Origin of the sequence: Pseudarthrobacter albicanus, assembly GCF_018224015.1 — a bacterium.
GTDB lineage: Bacteria > Actinomycetota > Actinomycetes > Actinomycetales > Micrococcaceae > Arthrobacter > Arthrobacter albicanus.
This window is the reverse complement of sequence record NZ_JAGPOT010000048.1, coordinates 24,021-38,863: the sequence shown is the minus strand read 5'-3', so window position 1 is coordinate 38,863 and position 14,843 is coordinate 24,021. Positions and strand designations below refer to the sequence as shown.

The following is a 14,843-nucleotide window of genomic DNA, read 5'->3' as shown; positions in this document are numbered from 1 at the left end:
GCGGGCGTGGTGTCCCTGCGGGCGTGGTGTCACGGCGGGGGCGGCCCCGCCGATTGATTCCGCTTTGCCTTGCTTGGTTGTTGCCCCGCGTTCGGCACTGCCTTATATGATCAATGTATGCCTTCCCTAGCCTCGACCGCACCCGTCGGTTCCCTCGTCCCGGGAACCATCAGCCCGCAGCTTCCCGTACCGGCGTCCATCCCCCGCCCCGAATACGTGGGCAAGCCCGGGCCGGGCAAGTTCACCGGCTCGGAGGTCAAGCCGGCGGAGACCATCGAGAAGATCCGGATCGCCTCACGGATCGCGGCCCAGGCGATTGTGGAGGTCGGCAAGCACATCGAACCGGGTGTCACCACCGACCAGCTGGACCGGGTGGGCCACGAGTTCCTCCTCGACCACAAGGCGTACCCGTCCACCCTCGGCTACCGCGGCTTCCCCAAGTCCCTGTGCTCCTCGCTGAATGAAGTGATCTGCCACGGCATCCCGGACAGCACCGTGGTCCAGGACGGCGACATTATCAACATCGACATCACGGCGTTCATCGGCGGCGTGCACGGTGACACCAACTACACCTTCCTCGTGGGGGACGTCGACGAGGAATCCCGGCTGCTCGTCGAGCGCACCCGGGAGTCGCTGAACCGCGCCATCCGGGCCGTGGCCCCGGGACGCGAAATCAACGTGATCGGCCGGGCCATCGAGTCCTACGCCAAGCGCTTCGGCTACGGCGTCGTACGCGACTTCACCGGACACGGCGTCGGCGAGGCCTTCCACACGGGACTGATCATCCCGCACTATGACGCGGCCCCGGCGTACAACACCGTCATGGAGACGGGAATGGTGTTCACGATCGAACCCATGCTGACACTCGGCACCATCGACTGGGACATGTGGGCCGACGACTGGACTGTGGTGACGCGTGACCACAAGCGCACCGCGCAGTTCGAGCACACCCTGCTCGTGACCGAAGCCGGCGCCGAAATCCTCACGCTGCCCTGACCTGCCGGCCCTCGGCCGCACCATTCCCAGCCCGCCCCCTGCCACGAACGGAATGACATTGGCCAAGAAGGACGAGAAGTCTAAGAAGAACGCCCCGCTGATCGGCATCGACATCGGCGGCACCGGAATCAAGGGCGGGATTGTCGATCTGAAGAAGGGCAAGCTGGTGGGTGACCGGCTTCGGGTATCCACCCCGCAGCCGTCCACGCCGGAGGCCGTCGCCGACGCGGTGGCCCAGGTCGTCGCGGAGCTCTCCGCGCGTTCCGGGGCACCGGCCGCGGACTCCCCCGTGGGCGTCACGTTCCCCGGCATCATCCAGCACGGCGTGGTCCACTCGACCGCCAACGTGGACAACTCCTGGCTGGACCTGGACATCGATGCCCTGCTCACGGCCCGCCTCGGCCGGCCCGTGGAGGTCATCAACGACGCCGACGCCGCCGGCCTCGCCGAAGCGCGCTACGGTGCAGGTGAGGGCGTCTCCGGTACCGTCCTGGTGGTCACGCTCGGCACCGGGATAGGATCCGCGTTCATCTTCGACGGCAAGCTCGTCCCCAACGCCGAACTGGGCCACCTCGAGATCGACGGCTTCGACGCCGAAAGCAAGGCCTCCGCCGTCGCCCGTGAACGCGACGGCCTCAGCTGGGAGCAGTACAGCGTGCTGCTGCAGCGGTACTTCTCCCACGTGGAGTTCCTGTTCTCCCCCGAACTGTTCATCGTCGGCGGCGGCATCTCCAAGCGTGCCGACGAATACCTGCCGAAACTGTCGCTGCGCACACCGATTGTTCCGGCGGAATTGAAGAACGACGCCGGGATCGTCGGCGCCGCGCTTGAGATCGCGCTCAAGCACAAGCTGGCTAAGTCGCCAAGTGTCTAGGGGTTGGCCCAGCACAACTGACTCGCATTAGTCGTCGTTCTGAGGGGTCAGAACGACAACTACTGCGAGCTACTTGGGTTGGTGCCGGTGGTGGCCCCGGCTTCCCCTCCGTTGCCACCACCGGAGTCTGGCTCCGGCTTCCCCTACGGGGCCTGGAGCGGGCTCTTCTTGCCGTCCAATCCCTTTGACTCCGCCTCGTGGCGGAGCAGTGAAATGGCTGACTCGAAGTCCTCAAGGGATTCGAAGGCCTGGTACACGCTGGCGAAGCGCAGGTAGGCGACTTCGTCGAGTTTCTGCAGCGGGTTCAGGATCGCCAGGCCGACTTCGTGGGCCTCGATCTCGGCCGCGCCGGAGGCCCGGATCGACTCTTCGACTTCCTGGGCCAGCAGGGCGAGGTCGTCTTCGGTGACGGGACGGCCCTGGCAGGCTTTGCGGACGCCGTTGATCACCTTGCTGCGGCTGAAGGGCTCGCCGACGCCGGAGCGCTTGATGACGGTCAGGCTGGTGGTTTCCACGGTCGTGAAGCGGCGGCCGCATTCGGGGCACTGCCGGCGCCGCCGGATGGCGGAGCCATCGTCGGCGATGCGGCTGTCCACCACGCGGGAATCAGGGTTACGGCAGAACGGGCAATACACGTCGTTTCCTCCCTGTCGTAAACCTGAAAATGCAGGAACCTGAAATACCAGAACCCCCACGTGCGGCGGCCCCAAATGCGATGGCCCCGCTGCGGCCTCCGCCCTCAGTTTACGACTAGATGTAGCTGAATAACAAGCCTGTAATTACTACATGTAGTGGTCAGCGGCCGCGTCAGCTCCCGGCGGGGAACCTCGCCGTGACGGCCTGGCCGTGGGCGGGGAGGTCTTCGGCGCCGGAGAGGCTCACGATGTGCCCGCGGACCTGCTCGAGCGCGGACCGGGTGTAGTTGACCACCTGGATGGCACGCATGAAGGTGGCCACGTTCAGGCCCGAGGAGAAGGCAGCGGTGCCGCTGGTCGGCAGCACGTGGTTGGAGCCGGCGCAGTAATCCCCCAGGCTCACGGGACTGTAGTCCCCCACGAAGATCGCGCCGGCATTACGGATCTGGGCGGCCACCGCCGGGGCGTCGGCCGTCATGATTTCCAGGTGCTCGGCGGCATAGGCGTCGCACGCGGCAATGCCCTGTTCGAGGCCGTCCACGAGGACGACGCCGGACTGGTGCCCGGACAGCGCCTCGCGCACCCGTCCGCTGTGCTTCGTGGCGGCGGCCTGGCGGTCCAGTTCCACCCGGACCGCCGCCGCGAGGGATTCGGAATCCGTGATGAGGACGGAGGCGGCCTTGGGGTCATGCTCGGCCTGGCTGATCAGGTCCGCTGCGACGAGGCCAGGGTGCGCCGTGGCGTCGGCGAGGATCGCGATTTCGGTGGTGCCCGCCTCGGAGTCGATCCCCACCACGCCCTTGACGAGCCGCTTGGCGGTGGCGACGAAGATGTTGCCCGGGCCGGTGACGACGTCCACGGGATCGATCCCCGGGAGGTTGCCGCCGTCGGACGCGTCGCCCGGGATGCCGTAGGCGAAGGCCGCGATCGCCTGCGCCCCGCCGATGGCGTAGACCTCCTCGATGCCGAGCAGGCAGGCCGCCGCGAGGATGGTGGGGTGCGGCAGGCCGCCGAAGTCCTTCTGCGGCGGCGATGCGAGGGCGATGGACCCGACGCCGGCGGCCAGCGCCGGGACGACGTTCATGATCACCGAGGACGGGTAGACGGCCAGGCCGCCGGGGACGTAGAGCCCCACCCGTGCGACCGGGACCCAGTTCTGGCTCACGACGGCGCCCTCGCCGAGTTCGACGTCGATGTCCGCCGGGCGCTGCGCGTCGGCGAAGCTGCGGGCCCGCCGGATGGATTCCTCGAGGGCGGCACGTACCGCCGGGTCCAGGCCGTCCAGGGCGGCGCGCAGCGCCCCGGCCGGGACGCGCGGGTGGGTCTGCTCCACGCCGTCGAACGCCAGCGCGAGCTCACGGAGCGCGTCAAAGCCCCGGGTGCGGATGGCGGAGATGATGTCCAGGACCTTTTCCTCGGCGTCCGCCCTGGTGCCGGACTGCGCCCGCGGAACGGCGGCGCGGAGCCCGGCGAGGGACAGCCGCTGGCCGCGCACGTCCACGGTGCGGAAGTTGATGGCGGCGGGAACCGGGGACACGGGGCTGTCAGAAGTAAGGGTCACGCGATCATTTTACGTGCCCTGCCGCGGAACCCGGGCGCCGTTACGCGGCATTTTCCGTCCGGGGCGGCACAGAGCAGGTATCAGGCCTTGGTTTCCGCAGCGGGGGCGGGTTTCCGGATGACGGTGCCCAGGAAGACGGCAAGGGCGACGGCGGCGGGCCAGACCGCGAGGAGCTGGTAGGAACGCAGCGAAAAGGCGACGCTGTCATTGGCGGTGGGGTCCTGCGCGGGTCCCCACCACGCTCCGGCGAGAACCCCCACACCCCAGGCGATGAGGGCGCCGGCGGCCGCGGAGGCGACGGCCAGTACGACGGTCCGGGCCGTGGGCTCGTCCGGCCGCGTTCCGGACACCAGCGCGCCGGTGATGCAGCCGGCGAGCAGGAAGAGGCCGGCCAGCACCAGGTCCCGGGGCAGCCACGCCGAAACGTTGCTCCCGCTGGCCAGGGCCGGGTCCCCGGAGAGCAGGTTCAGTCCCGACGGGGCCAGAAGCCACCAGAGCAGTCCCAGGGGAATTCCGGTGCCTGCGATCACGGCGCACCACCACCAGGGGGCCCTCGACGGGCCGGGCGCAAGGGAGCCCCCGTGCGGTTCCGCCGGGTCACGCGCGCTCCGGGCTTGCTGCGGAAACGGGCCGTCTGCTGCTGGCTGTGTCATCCAACAAACCGTAACAAAGGATCCTTCCCGTTCAGTGCGCGGCGCGGCAGCGGCGAGGCGTGGGACGGCCGCCAGGTGCCGGCCGGCAGATGACGCGGACGGTCATCAAAGTACCACCGGCGGACCCGCGGGCAATACGCTGGCAGGGTACGGACCATCACGCGCGGGTGCAGGAGGGGAGATCGATCGCAGTGGCCTCAGATGACGGAGTCTTCGAGGGAACATTCAAGGAAATGTTCCGCCGGCATGCGGCAGGGGTTGCCATCATCACCGCCAACTACGACGGCGTGCCCTTCGGGTTCACAGCGACGTCGGTCGCCTCGCTTTCTGCCAAACCGCCGCGGTTCACGTTCAACATGGCCCGCAGCTCAAGCTCCTGGCCGGCCATCGCCAACACGACGTACATCGGCGTGCACATGCTGGGGCTGGAAAACCAGGAGCTCGCCGACCGCTTTGCCCGGACCAGCAACCGCTTCGAGGGCGACCACTGGGAGCTCGGCCCCCACGAAGTGCCCGTCCTGAAGGATGTCGCCGGCTGGCTGATCGGCAGGGTCCAGATGCGGCTTTCCTTCGAAAACAACGCCATCGTCGTCGTCGAGGTCGTCGAAGGCCAGGTCGGCGATGACGGCATGCCGCTGCTGTATCACTCGGGAACGTACAGCAAGCCTGCCCCGCTGGACTACGAAATCTAGTTATCCCTGGCGGTCCAGTGGTCTGTCTCAGTTTGCTTGATGGCTTGGAGTGCGCCGCGGCCGCGCCGGCCCGGGCGTGAAATGCGCCGCTGCCCGGCACCCTTTCGCGCGGAGGGTGCCACGGGCACGCGACAGCCGACGGTACTGGTCACGGTTGTCGTCCCTGCTGTCAGCCCTGGAGGCGGGCTATGGCCGAAATCTCCACCAGGAACTCCTCTCGCGCCATGGGTGCCACCACCACGGTCGAGGTCGGCGGAACGGGGCCGGTGAAGTACCTCTTCCGGGCCGCCCCCACGGCGGCGGTGAGGTTCTCGAAGACCTGGGTCGCCTGCGCCTGGATGTCCCCCAGGCCCACGTAGGAGCCGTCGGGTGCGAAGGCGACCATGCCCGAGATATGCAGGACGTCCCCGTCCAGGACCCCGTACGAGTACGCGTTGTTCTCAGCGATCCCGCCCGGTAACACGGCGGGAAGGATCATTCGTCGGGTCTGCTTCATTGAGTACTCCATTCGTCCGGTCGGGCACCGGTGCCGTCATGGCCCAACGGGGCGCAACCGCGCAGGCGGGGCCACCCGTCGGAGGTCCGGTCTATCGTATCGGCGCTGCCCGCCACGGCCAGGACACCACCCCTCAAAGAACCGTGTGGCCGGTCCACTCTAGCTGTCCAGGCAGGTCGGGCCCAGCAGCACCTTCAGGTCCCCGAACAGGGACGGGTTCGGGTTGACCCTCAGGTGGACCGGCAGCCCCATGACCTCCACCCGGGCGTCGCCCTGCAGGTGCAGCCGGACCTCCGAATTGCCGCGGTGCGTCCGCAGCACATCGCCCAACTCCGTCACGACGGCCTCGGTGGCCTTGTGCGTCTGCATGCTGATGACCAGGGGCCCGTTCAGGCCCTCGCTGAGGTCAGGAACGGATAGTTCCATGCAGTTCAGGGCGACGGCACCGTCGTCGCGGCGCTGCAGCCGGCCCTTGACCACCACAATCAGGTCTTCGGCCAGCACGGACGCGATGGGACCGTAGACCTGGCCGAAGAACATGACCTCCATTGAACCGCCCAGGTCCTCGATCTCCGCGCGGGCGTACGCGTTGCCGCTGGCCTTGGCAATCCGTCGGCTCAGCGAGGTGATCATGCCGGCAATGGTGACGATGGCGCCGTCGTGCGGACCGTCCTCCGCGATGATCGAGGTGATGGACTGGTCGGCGTGCTGGCTCAGCAGCCCTTCGAGGCCCTGGAGCGGGTGGTCCGAAACGTAAAGGCCCAGCATGTCCCGTTCGAAGGAGAGCTTGTCCTTCTTCTCCCACTCGGGAAGGTCGGGGATCTCAATGCTCAGGGACGCCTCGGATTCGGCTTCGTCAAAACCGGCGAAGAGGTCGAACTGCCCGATCGCCTCGTTGCGCTTGAGCGTGATAACGGAGTCGATGGCCTCTTCATGGATCATGGCCAGGGCCCGCCTGTGGTGGTTCAGGGAGTCGAACGCGCCTGCTTTGATCAGGGATTCAATCGTGCGCTTGTTGCAGACCACCGCGGGGACCTTCATGAGGTAGTCCTTGAAGGACGTATAGGCGCCTTCTTTTTCGCGCGCCGCCACCATGGCTTCGACGGCGTTCACGCCGACGTTGCGGATGGCGCCCATGCCGAAACGGATGTCGTTGCCCACAGGGGTGAAGTTGAGGGCTGACTCGTTGACGTCGGGCGGCAGCACCGTGATGCCCATCCGCCGGCATTCGTTGAGGTAGATCGCCGACTTGTCCTTGTCGTCACCCACCGAGGTCAGCAGGGCAGCCATATACTCCGGCGCATAGTGCGCCTTCAGGTACGCGGTCCAGTAGGAGATCACGCCGTAGGCGGCTGAATGCGCCTTGTTGAAGGCGTAGTCGGAGAACGGCAGCAGGATGTCCCAGAGGGTCTTGACCGCGGCCATGGAATAGCCATTGTCCTGCATGCCCTGCGAGAAGCCGGCGAACTGCTTGTCCAGCTCGGATTTCTTCTTCTTGCCCATGGCGCGGCGCAGGATGTCGGCCTGGCCGAGGGTATAGCCTGCGAGCTTCTGCGCCACGGCCATGACCTGCTCCTGGTACACGATCAGCCCGTACGTGCCACCGAGGATTTCGGAGAGCGGCTCCTCGAGTTCCGGATGGATCGGAATGACCTCCTGGATCTTGTTCTTGCGCAGCGCGTAGTCGGTGTGAGCGTTGGCGCCCATGGGACCAGGCCGGTAGAGGGCAAGCACCGCGGAGATGTCTTCGAAGTTGTCAGGCTTCATGAGCTTGAGGAGGGAGCGCATGGGGCCGCCGTCGAGCTGGAACACACCCAGGGTGTCACCCCTGGCCAGCAGCTCGTAGGACGCGGCGTCGTCGAGGGCCAGGGACTCGAGGTCCAGGTCCACGCCGCGGTTCATCTTGATGTTTTCCAGGGCGTCCGAAATGATCGTGAGGTTTCGCAGGCCGAGGAAGTCCATTTTGATCAGGCCGAGGCCCTCACACGTGGGGTAGTCGAACTGCGTAATGACCTGGCCGTCCTGGAAGCGGCGCATGATCGGAATCACGTCGATGATGGGGTCCGAGGACATGATCACGCCGGCAGCATGCACGCCCCACTGCCGCTTCAGGCCCTCGATGCCGAGAGCGGTCTCGAAGACTTTGGCGGCTTCGGGGTCCGTGGCGACGAGCTGCCGGAAATCCCCGGCCTCGCTGTAGCGTTTGGAGTCCTTGTTTTGGATGTCCGCAAGCGGGATGTCCTTGGCCATCACGGCCGGCGGGAGAGCCTTGGTGAGCTGTTCGCCCATGCTGAACGGATAGCCCAGCACGCGCGAGGAGTCCTTGAGCGCCTGCTTGGTCTTGATGGTGCCGTAGGTGACGATCATGGCGACGCGTTCGTCGCCGTATTTGCGCGTCACGTAGTCGATCACTTCGGAGCGGCGCCGGTCATCGAAGTCGACGTCGAAGTCAGGCATGGAGACACGGTCCGGGTTCAGGAACCGTTCGAAGATGAGACCGTGCAACAGCGGATCGAGGTCGGTGATACGCATCGCGTACGCCACCATGGAGCCTGCGCCCGAGCCACGGCCGGGACCTACCCTGATGCCGTTTTTCTTGGCCCAGTTGATGAAGTCGGCCACCACGAGGAAGTAGCCCGGGAATCCCATGGAGGTGATGACGCCGAGTTCGTAGTCCGCCTGCGTGCGTACCTTGTCCGGCACGCCGCCCGGGTAGCGGTAGGCCAGTCCAGTGGCCACTTCCTTAACCAGCCAGGAAGTCTCGTCCTCACCCGGCGGGCAGGGAAAGCGGGGCATGTAGTTGGCGCCGGTGTTGAACGAGACTTCGCAGCGCTCGGCGATCAGCAGGGTGTTGTCGCACGCCTCGGGGTGGTCGCGGAACAGCTCCCGCATTTCCTGCGGGGACTTCAGGTAGTAGCCGCTGCCCGAGAAGGCGAACCGGGAACCGCCGTTGTCGTAGCTCGGCTCCAGGAGCGTCGAACCTGACTGGATGGCCAGCAGGGCCTCGTGCGCCTTGGCGTCGTGCTCGTGCGTGTAGTGCAGGTCGTTGGTGGCCACGAGCGGCAGGTTCAGGTCCTTGGCAAGGCGCAGCAGGTCGCCGGTGACGCGCCGCTCGATGTCCAGGCCGTGGTCCATGAGTTCGCAGAAGTAGTTTTCAGCCCCGAAGATATCGCGGAATTCCGAGGCCGCCTCCAGTGCCTCCCGGTACTGGCCGAGCCGGAGCCGGGTCTGGACCTCGCCCGAGGGGCAGCCCGTCGTGGCGATCAGCCCTTCGGAGTAGGTGTTCAGCAGTTCGCGGTCCAGCCGCGGCCATTTGCCGAATACCGCGTCCAGGGAGGCGAGGGAGGAAGCCCGGAAAAGGTTCCGCATGCCCACGTTGTTATAGCTCAGCAGCGTCATGTGGGTGTAGGAACCACCACCGGAGACGTCGTCCTTGCGCTGGCTTTCCTCGCCCCAGCGCACGCGGCTCTTGTCACCGCGGGCGGTCCCCGGCGTCACATACGCCTCGACGCCGATGATCGGCCTGATGCCCTGGTCCGTAGCCCGCTTCCAGAAATCGAAGGCTCCGAAGAGATAGCCGTGATCGGTCGTGGCCAGCGCTGGCATGCCCAGCCGCTCGGTTTCATCGAACAGCTCTCCGAGCCGGGCGGCGCCGTCCAGCATGGAGTACTCGGTGTGGTTGTGGAGATGGACAAACGAGTCGTTGCTGGAAGTCACCGGACCATTCTAGTGCCCGGCACCGACGGATCAGCGCATCAGAATCAGGCCTGTCCGGATGCCAGGACCTCCAGCGCGTAGGCAAGGTCCTGCGGATACTCGCTCGTGACGGTGACCCGTTCCCCCTTCCGGGGATGGTCGAAGGACAGCTCCCGGGCATGCAGCCACTGCCGGGTGAGCCCCAGGGTGGCGGCGAGCCGCGGATCCGCGCCGTAGGTCAGGTCGCCGGCGCAGGGGTGGCGCAGCGCCGCGAAGTGCACGCGGATCTGGTGGGTGCGCCCGGTTTCCAGGTGCACCTCCACGAGCGAGGCCTTGCCGAAGGCTTCCAGGACTTCATAGTGCGTGATGGAGTCGCGGCCGCCCTCGATCACGGCGAAGCGCCAGTCATGCCCGGGGTGGCGGCCGATCGGCGCGTCGATGGTGCCCGCCAGCGGGTCCGGAAGGCCCTGCACGACGGCGTGGTACACCTTGTCGACCGTGCGTTCCTTGAAGGCCCGCTTGAGGGCCGTGTAGGCGTCTTCGGTCTTGGCGACCACCATGACGCCGGAGGTCCCGACGTCGAGCCGGTGGACGATGCCGGCGCGCTCGGGGGCGCCCGACGTCGAGATCCGGTAGCCGAGTCCGGCGAGCCCGCCCACCACCGTCGGACCCACCCAGCCGGGCGAGGGGTGCGCCGCCACGCCGACGGGTTTGTCGATGACAACGAACTCGTCATCGTCCAGCAGGATATTCAGGCCTTCCACTACTTCCTCCACGATTTCCAGGGGGTCCCGCCGATCGGGCACGACGACGTACAGCACGGCGCCGGGGACGAGCCTGAGGGATTTCCCCACGGCCTTGCCGTTGCTGCTGACGTTGCCCTCGGCGATCAGCGTGGCGGCCTGCGAGCGGGAGATCTCCATCAGTTGCGCCAGGCCGGCGTCCACCCGGGTCCCGGCAAGGTCGGCGGGAACCACCAGGCGCCGGGCCGCCGTGGCCGCCGGCGTGGGGTGCTCACACATCGTGTTCCACCGCATCTTTGGTGTCCTTCGTGTGGCGCGTACCGTCCAGCGAGATGCCCCGCAGGGTCAGCAGGCAGATCAGCACCACAGAGGACACGACGGCGGAGTCGGCGATGTTGAAGATCGCGAAGTTGGGCAGCTGGATGAAGTCCACCACATGGCCCATGGCGAAGGAGGGCTCCCGGAACAGCCGGTCCGTCAGGTTGCCCAGCGCGCCGCCGAGCAGCAGCCCCAGCGCGAGTGCCCACCACGCCGAACCGAGCTTGCGCAGCTGCAGCAGGATCGCGACCGAGACGGCCGCCATGATGATGGTGAACACCCAGGTGATGTTTTCGCCGATCGAAAACGCCGCGCCTGAGTTGCGGATGTAGTACCAGTGCAGCAGCGGCGGCAGGACCGGGATCCGCTCCCCCTCGGTCATGGTGCCGGTGACCCACAGCTTGGTCAGCTGGTCGAAGACATAGGCGAACACCGCGAAGGCGGCGAACAGCCACAGCAGGCGCGGGCTCCGGGCCACCGGCCGGGTGGCGGGCGCCGCGGCCCTCGCAGGCTGGGTCGCGGGCTGTGGAGCGGGCTGTGGAGCGGGCTGCGTGGCGTCGGCGGGCTGCGTGGCGTCAGGTGATGGTGCGTCAGTCATAGGGCTTTCGTTCTGGAGCCAGTGCGGGGACCGGGGGTTTGCTGCTCGGGCATACCGTCCCCGGAAGGCGGCAGTTTGCGGAGCAAAAAGTGAAAAGCCGGCGGCCGAGGAATCCTCAGCCACCGGCTTTCAGAATACGTGCCGAATACCCTAGCTGGCTTCGCTGACCTCGGGGGCCGCCACGGAGCCGCGGGCATCCAGGTCGCGGAGCTGGCCTTCGATGTACGCCTTCAGGCGTGAACGGTAGTCGCGCTCGAAGCCCCGCAGCTGCTCGACCTTGCGTTCCAGCACGGAGCGCTGCTGCTCGAGGGCGCCAAGGATCTTGCGGGACTTTTCCTGGGCATCGTTGACGAGGCTGCTGGCCTCGATCTGTGCTTCCGCGATGATTTTGTCCCGCTGCTGCGCGCCGTCTGCGACGTGCTTGTCGTGCATCTGCTGCGCCATCGCGAGCAGGCCTGCCGCGGATTCCGAGACGGGGGTGGCGGCGGCGGCGCGTGCCGGGGCGGCGGCCTGGACGGGCGCCTGCTCGGCTTCCTTCTTCTTGGCAAGTTCCGCGGCCTTGGCCTCGGCTTCCGCCTTGGCGCGGTCTTCCTTTTCGGCCTTGACGGGTGCCGGGACCTTCTCCACGACGGGGGCCGCGGCGGCGGAGCTGGCAGGCGTGCCGGTGCCGGGTTCGGCGAGCTTCTTGCGAAGCTCGTCGTTCTCCTGGTTCAGGCGCCGCAGTTCGACGACGATTTCATCCAGGAAGTCATCAACTTCGTCCTGGTCGTAGCCTTCGCGGAACTTGGTCGGCTGAAAGCGCTTGTTGACAACGTCTTCTGGCGTCAAAGCCATCTGGTCACCTCGTTGGTCTAGTTAGTCAGTTGGCCTTCCGGCCGTCAAAACTACGGTACCTAAATATGGTCTGGTTCCTCTAATTCAACACCGCGGTGTCAAACCGGAGCTTCTAGCAGTCCGGGCCCGTGACCGGGCCGGTCGGTCCGGTCATGCCGCAATCGGCTGCGCGAACACGAGGGACCTGGCAACTCCCATGGCGATGGTGACCGCCACGAAAAGCAGAAGGAAGCCCAAATCCAGCGAGATTCCGCCCAGCCGGAGCGGCGGAATCAGGCGCCGGAGCAGCTTGAGCGGCCGGTCGGTAACGGAATACACGGCATGCGCGGTCACAAGTGCCGCACCGCGCGGCCGCCAGTTCCGGGCGAACATCTGGACCCAGTCAAAGACCAGGCGGATGATCAGCGCAATGAAAAAGAGCAACAGCGCGAGATAGACAAGTCCGAAAACAATTCCCATGAGTTAACTCATATCTCCGTGTTCATTCCGGATACCGCAGTGTCCTGAAGAAAAGTGTCGCTTCTATTTCAGCACGGATAATTCAGCACAGATGCCAGACAGGTGTCCCTGCCTGGCATCCGCAAAGAAAATCCGGCCTAGCTCTGGTTGAAGAAGGAGGCCTGCGTTTCGCTGACCTTCTTGTCATCGCCGATCACTTCGATGTACGACGGCGACAGCAGGAAGACCTTGTTCGTCACCCGTTCGATGCTGCCCCGGAGGCCGAAGACGAGTCCCGCGGAAAAATCCACGAGCCGTTTGGCGTCGGCCTCGCCCATGTCGGTGACGTTCATGATGACGGGGATGCCGTCACGGAAGCTTTCACCGATGAGTTTGGCGTCATTGTAGGACCGCGGGTGGATCGTGGTGATCTGCCGGAGCCCGGTGGTTTCTTCGCGGCTCGACGCCGCTCGCTTGATGGGTGTCACTGGTGCGCGATATTCCTCTTCAGCGGCGTAGGGCTCTTCCTTGGGGGCTTCGCGGACGGGCGCCGGCGCACGGCGTTCCTCGCGGTCTTCCGCCATGGATTCGTCCTCATCCTTGTGCGATGTGTGGTGCTCGGACTCGTACTGTTCGTCGCCGTCGGCGAGCCCAAGATAAATCATTGTCTTGCGCAGAGCGCCAGCCATGGTCGACTCCTAATCGTGTCCGTCAGCGGGCCGCTCAAATGACCTGACAGTCTTGGAATTCCCGCCATTACCTTCCAATACGTTGAACCTACCGCAACGCCGGACGCGGACCGAGAATTTCCGAGCCAATGCGCAGGTGTGTCGCCCCGGACCGGATGGCCGCTTCGAGGTCCTGGCTCATGCCGGCGGAAATTCCGGTGGCCTCCGGATGGAGCGCGGTGAGGCGTGCCGAAACCGCCGCCAGCCGGTCAAAGGCCGCCGCCGGCTCGGCCCGGAGGGGCGCCACGGCCATGACGCCGGCGAGCCGGAGATCCGCCGAGCCGGCGAGCATTTCGGCAAGCCCGGGGACGTCGGCCGGGAGCGCACCGCCGCGGTGGCCGACCGCGTCCCGCTGGAGTGCTTCGTCCAGGCTGACCTGGATGAAACACTCCAGCGGGGCGCGTCCGGTGCGTCCGCGCTCGGCGGCCATGGCCTTGGCCAGGGCCGCCGCCAGCTGCAGCCGGTCCACCGAGTGGACCGCGTGGGCGTACCTGGCCACCGATTTGGCCTTGTTGCTTTGGAGCTGGCCGATGAAGTGCCAGCGGAGGTCCAGGTCCGTCAGCTGCGCGGCCTTGTCCGCGGCTTCCTGGTCCCTGTTCTCGCCGACGTCGGTGACGCCCAGGGCCGACAGCCGCCGGACATCCTCCGCGGGGTGGAACTTGGTGACAACAATCAGCTGTGGCGGGTCGCCCGGCCGGCCCGCGGCAGCAGCCGCGCCATCGATCCGCTGGCGGACGGCGGCCAGCCGGTCCCGCAGCTGCACCGTGCGGGCGTCAGCCGCCGGCCCGCGCTCAGTCATGGGTCCGGGCCCGGACTTCGGTCCACGCGCGGTCATCGGTCCAGACCAGGCCGGCGAACCGGCCGCTGCGGTTGTCACGGCGGTAGGAAAACAGTGCTTCGTCTTCGAGGGTGCAGCCGCCGGAGTATTCGACGGTGACGCCCTCGGCCTCGAGCTGGCTGCGGACGCCTGCCGGCAGGTCAAGTCCCGGCGTGCCGCGGGACGTCGTGCACCAGGCCGCGGGGACGAGGGCCGCGACGTCGTCGCGCATGCCTTCCGGGACCTCGTAGCAGGAGCCGCAGATCGACGGGCCGATCCAGGCGCTGAGCCGGCTGGCGCCGAGCGCCCGCAGCCGTGCCACGGCCGCCGGAACAACGCCGGACGCGACCCCGGGGCGCCCGGCATGGGCCACGCCGAGGAGCGGCGCACCGGAGGCCTGCCCGCCCACGACGACCACCGGGACGCAGTCGGCCACCATGACGGCCAGCGGCACGCCGCGTGACACCATGGCGTCGGCCGTCGGGGCGGCCTCCCCCGGGGGACCAGCCTCTGCGCCGCCGGTGATCACGGCGACGTGGCTGCCGTGGACCTGGTTCATGTACGCGAAGCGCCGGGGACCGAGGCCTGCGGCCTGTTCGAGTTCCCCGCGGCGGAGCCGGACCTGGGCCGGATCGTCGCCGACATGGAGTGCAAGGTTGCCGGCGGCGGCATCGGTGAAGGCCACCCAGACGCCTGGCCGGACTTCAGCCCGCCACGAGAACAATCAGAACACCGCCACATTCGTTTGCATTGCCGGATCCCGG

15 protein-coding genes are annotated in these 14,843 nt (G+C 66.9%); 3 read left to right on the top strand and 12 right to left on the bottom strand.

The genetic code is table 11. From position 1 onward, the window contains the following. The first annotated feature begins 117 nt into the window (after positions 1-117). Both map and ppgK read left to right on the top strand, forming a co-directional pair. The gene (gene map, locus J9611_RS12095; protein WP_211880478.1) at positions 118-996 is read left to right on the top strand and encodes a type I methionyl aminopeptidase; all 879 of its coding nucleotides are present in this window, start codon (positions 118-120) and stop codon (positions 994-996) included. 58 nt (positions 997-1,054) lie between these two features. Beyond that, positions 1,055-1,870: a polyphosphate--glucose phosphotransferase gene (gene ppgK, locus J9611_RS12090; protein ID WP_211880477.1), complete on the top strand. Its 816-nt coding sequence runs from the start codon at positions 1,055-1,057 to the stop codon at positions 1,868-1,870. Positions 1,871-2,013: 143 nt separating this feature from the next. Here ppgK and nrdR read toward each other — a convergent pair whose 3' ends face one another. The 3 genes from nrdR to J9611_RS12075 all read right to left on the bottom strand — a co-directional run bounded on the left by nrdR (position 2,014) and on the right by J9611_RS12075 (position 4,596). Beyond that, positions 2,014-2,505, bottom strand: a complete 492-nt coding sequence (gene nrdR / locus J9611_RS12085) for a transcriptional regulator NrdR (RefSeq protein WP_211880476.1) — start codon at positions 2,503-2,505, stop codon at positions 2,014-2,016. 172 nt (positions 2,506-2,677) lie between these two features. After that, positions 2,678-4,066 carry a histidinol dehydrogenase gene (gene hisD / locus J9611_RS12080; protein WP_211880475.1) on the bottom strand — a complete coding sequence of 463 codons (1,389 nt, stop codon included), beginning with the start codon at positions 4,064-4,066 and terminating at the stop codon, positions 2,678-2,680. 80 nt (positions 4,067-4,146) lie between these two features. Beyond that, complete coding sequence (locus J9611_RS12075; RefSeq protein ID WP_246527717.1) at positions 4,147-4,596, bottom strand: hypothetical protein; 450 nt, start codon at positions 4,594-4,596, stop codon at positions 4,147-4,149. A 356-nt stretch (positions 4,597-4,952) separates the two neighbouring features. Here J9611_RS12075 and J9611_RS12070 point away from each other — a divergent pair, with 356 nt between their 5' ends. Then, on the top strand, positions 4,953-5,411 hold the full coding sequence (locus tag J9611_RS12070; RefSeq protein ID WP_211880510.1) for a flavin reductase family protein: 459 nt from the start codon (positions 4,953-4,955) through the stop codon (positions 5,409-5,411). A 169-nt stretch (positions 5,412-5,580) separates the two neighbouring features. Here J9611_RS12070 and J9611_RS12065 read toward each other — a convergent pair whose 3' ends face one another. The 9 genes from J9611_RS12065 to J9611_RS12025 all read right to left on the bottom strand — a co-directional run bounded on the left by J9611_RS12065 (position 5,581) and on the right by J9611_RS12025 (position 14,803). After that, a complete protein-coding gene (locus tag J9611_RS12065) occupies positions 5,581-5,907 on the bottom strand; it encodes a RidA family protein (protein WP_211880473.1) in 327 nt (108 codons plus the stop codon). A gap of 159 nt (positions 5,908-6,066) precedes the next feature. Next, on the bottom strand, positions 6,067-9,624 hold the full coding sequence (gene dnaE / locus J9611_RS12060; protein WP_211880472.1) for a DNA polymerase III subunit alpha: 3,558 nt from the start codon (positions 9,622-9,624) through the stop codon (positions 6,067-6,069). A gap of 44 nt (positions 9,625-9,668) precedes the next feature. Further along, the gene (locus J9611_RS12055) at positions 9,669-10,640 is read right to left on the bottom strand and encodes an RluA family pseudouridine synthase (protein ID WP_246527716.1); all 972 of its coding nucleotides are present in this window, start codon (positions 10,638-10,640) and stop codon (positions 9,669-9,671) included. Then, positions 10,618-11,262: a signal peptidase II gene (lspA, locus tag J9611_RS12050; protein WP_211880470.1), complete on the bottom strand. Its 645-nt coding sequence runs from the start codon at positions 11,260-11,262 to the stop codon at positions 10,618-10,620. Before lspA ends, J9611_RS12055 begins: the two co-directional genes overlap by 23 nt. A 150-nt stretch (positions 11,263-11,412) precedes the next feature. Further along, positions 11,413-12,096, bottom strand: a complete 684-nt coding sequence (locus J9611_RS12045) for a DivIVA domain-containing protein (RefSeq protein WP_211880469.1) — start codon at positions 12,094-12,096, stop codon at positions 11,413-11,415. A gap of 150 nt (positions 12,097-12,246) precedes the next feature. Next, the gene (locus tag J9611_RS12040; protein WP_211880468.1) at positions 12,247-12,555 is read right to left on the bottom strand and encodes a YggT family protein; all 309 of its coding nucleotides are present in this window, start codon (positions 12,553-12,555) and stop codon (positions 12,247-12,249) included. A gap of 137 nt (positions 12,556-12,692) precedes the next feature. Further along, complete coding sequence (locus J9611_RS12035) at positions 12,693-13,223, bottom strand: cell division protein SepF (protein WP_211880467.1); 531 nt, start codon at positions 13,221-13,223, stop codon at positions 12,693-12,695. 88 nt (positions 13,224-13,311) lie between these two features. Then, the gene (locus tag J9611_RS12030; protein ID WP_211880466.1) at positions 13,312-14,061 is read right to left on the bottom strand and encodes a YggS family pyridoxal phosphate-dependent enzyme; all 750 of its coding nucleotides are present in this window, start codon (positions 14,059-14,061) and stop codon (positions 13,312-13,314) included. Then, entirely contained in the window at positions 14,054-14,803 is a 750-nt protein-coding gene (locus J9611_RS12025) for a purine nucleoside phosphorylase YfiH/LACC1 family protein (RefSeq protein ID WP_211880463.1), read from the bottom strand. The genes J9611_RS12030 and J9611_RS12025 overlap by 8 nt, the downstream gene beginning before the upstream one ends. Positions 14,804-14,843 lie beyond the last annotated feature (40 nt).

What these genes read in the sequence shown, in the direction of transcription:
- map (WP_211880478.1), top strand. Translation starts at nt 118, where the DNA reads ATGCCTTCCCTAGCCTCGACCGCACCCGTCGGTTCCCTCGTCCCGGGA.
- J9611_RS12070 (WP_211880510.1), top strand. Translation starts at nt 4,953, where the DNA reads ATGTTCCGCCGGCATGCGGCAGGGGTTGCCATCATCACCGCCAACTAC.
- J9611_RS12065 (WP_211880473.1), bottom strand. Translation starts at nt 5,907, where the DNA reads ATGAAGCAGACCCGACGAATGATCCTTCCCGCCGTGTTACCGGGCGGG.
- J9611_RS12055 (WP_246527716.1), bottom strand. Translation starts at nt 10,640, where the DNA reads ATGCGGTGGAACACGATGTGTGAGCACCCCACGCCGGCGGCCACGGCG.
- lspA (WP_211880470.1), bottom strand. Translation starts at nt 11,262, where the DNA reads ATGACTGACGCACCATCACCTGACGCCACGCAGCCCGCCGACGCCACG.
- J9611_RS12045 (WP_211880469.1), bottom strand. Translation starts at nt 12,096, where the DNA reads ATGGCTTTGACGCCAGAAGACGTTGTCAACAAGCGCTTTCAGCCGACC.
- J9611_RS12040 (WP_211880468.1), bottom strand. Translation starts at nt 12,555, where the DNA reads ATGGGAATTGTTTTCGGACTTGTCTATCTCGCGCTGTTGCTCTTTTTC.
- J9611_RS12035 (WP_211880467.1), bottom strand. Translation starts at nt 13,223, where the DNA reads ATGGCTGGCGCTCTGCGCAAGACAATGATTTATCTTGGGCTCGCCGAC.
- J9611_RS12030 (WP_211880466.1), bottom strand. Translation starts at nt 14,061, where the DNA reads ATGACTGAGCGCGGGCCGGCGGCTGACGCCCGCACGGTGCAGCTGCGG.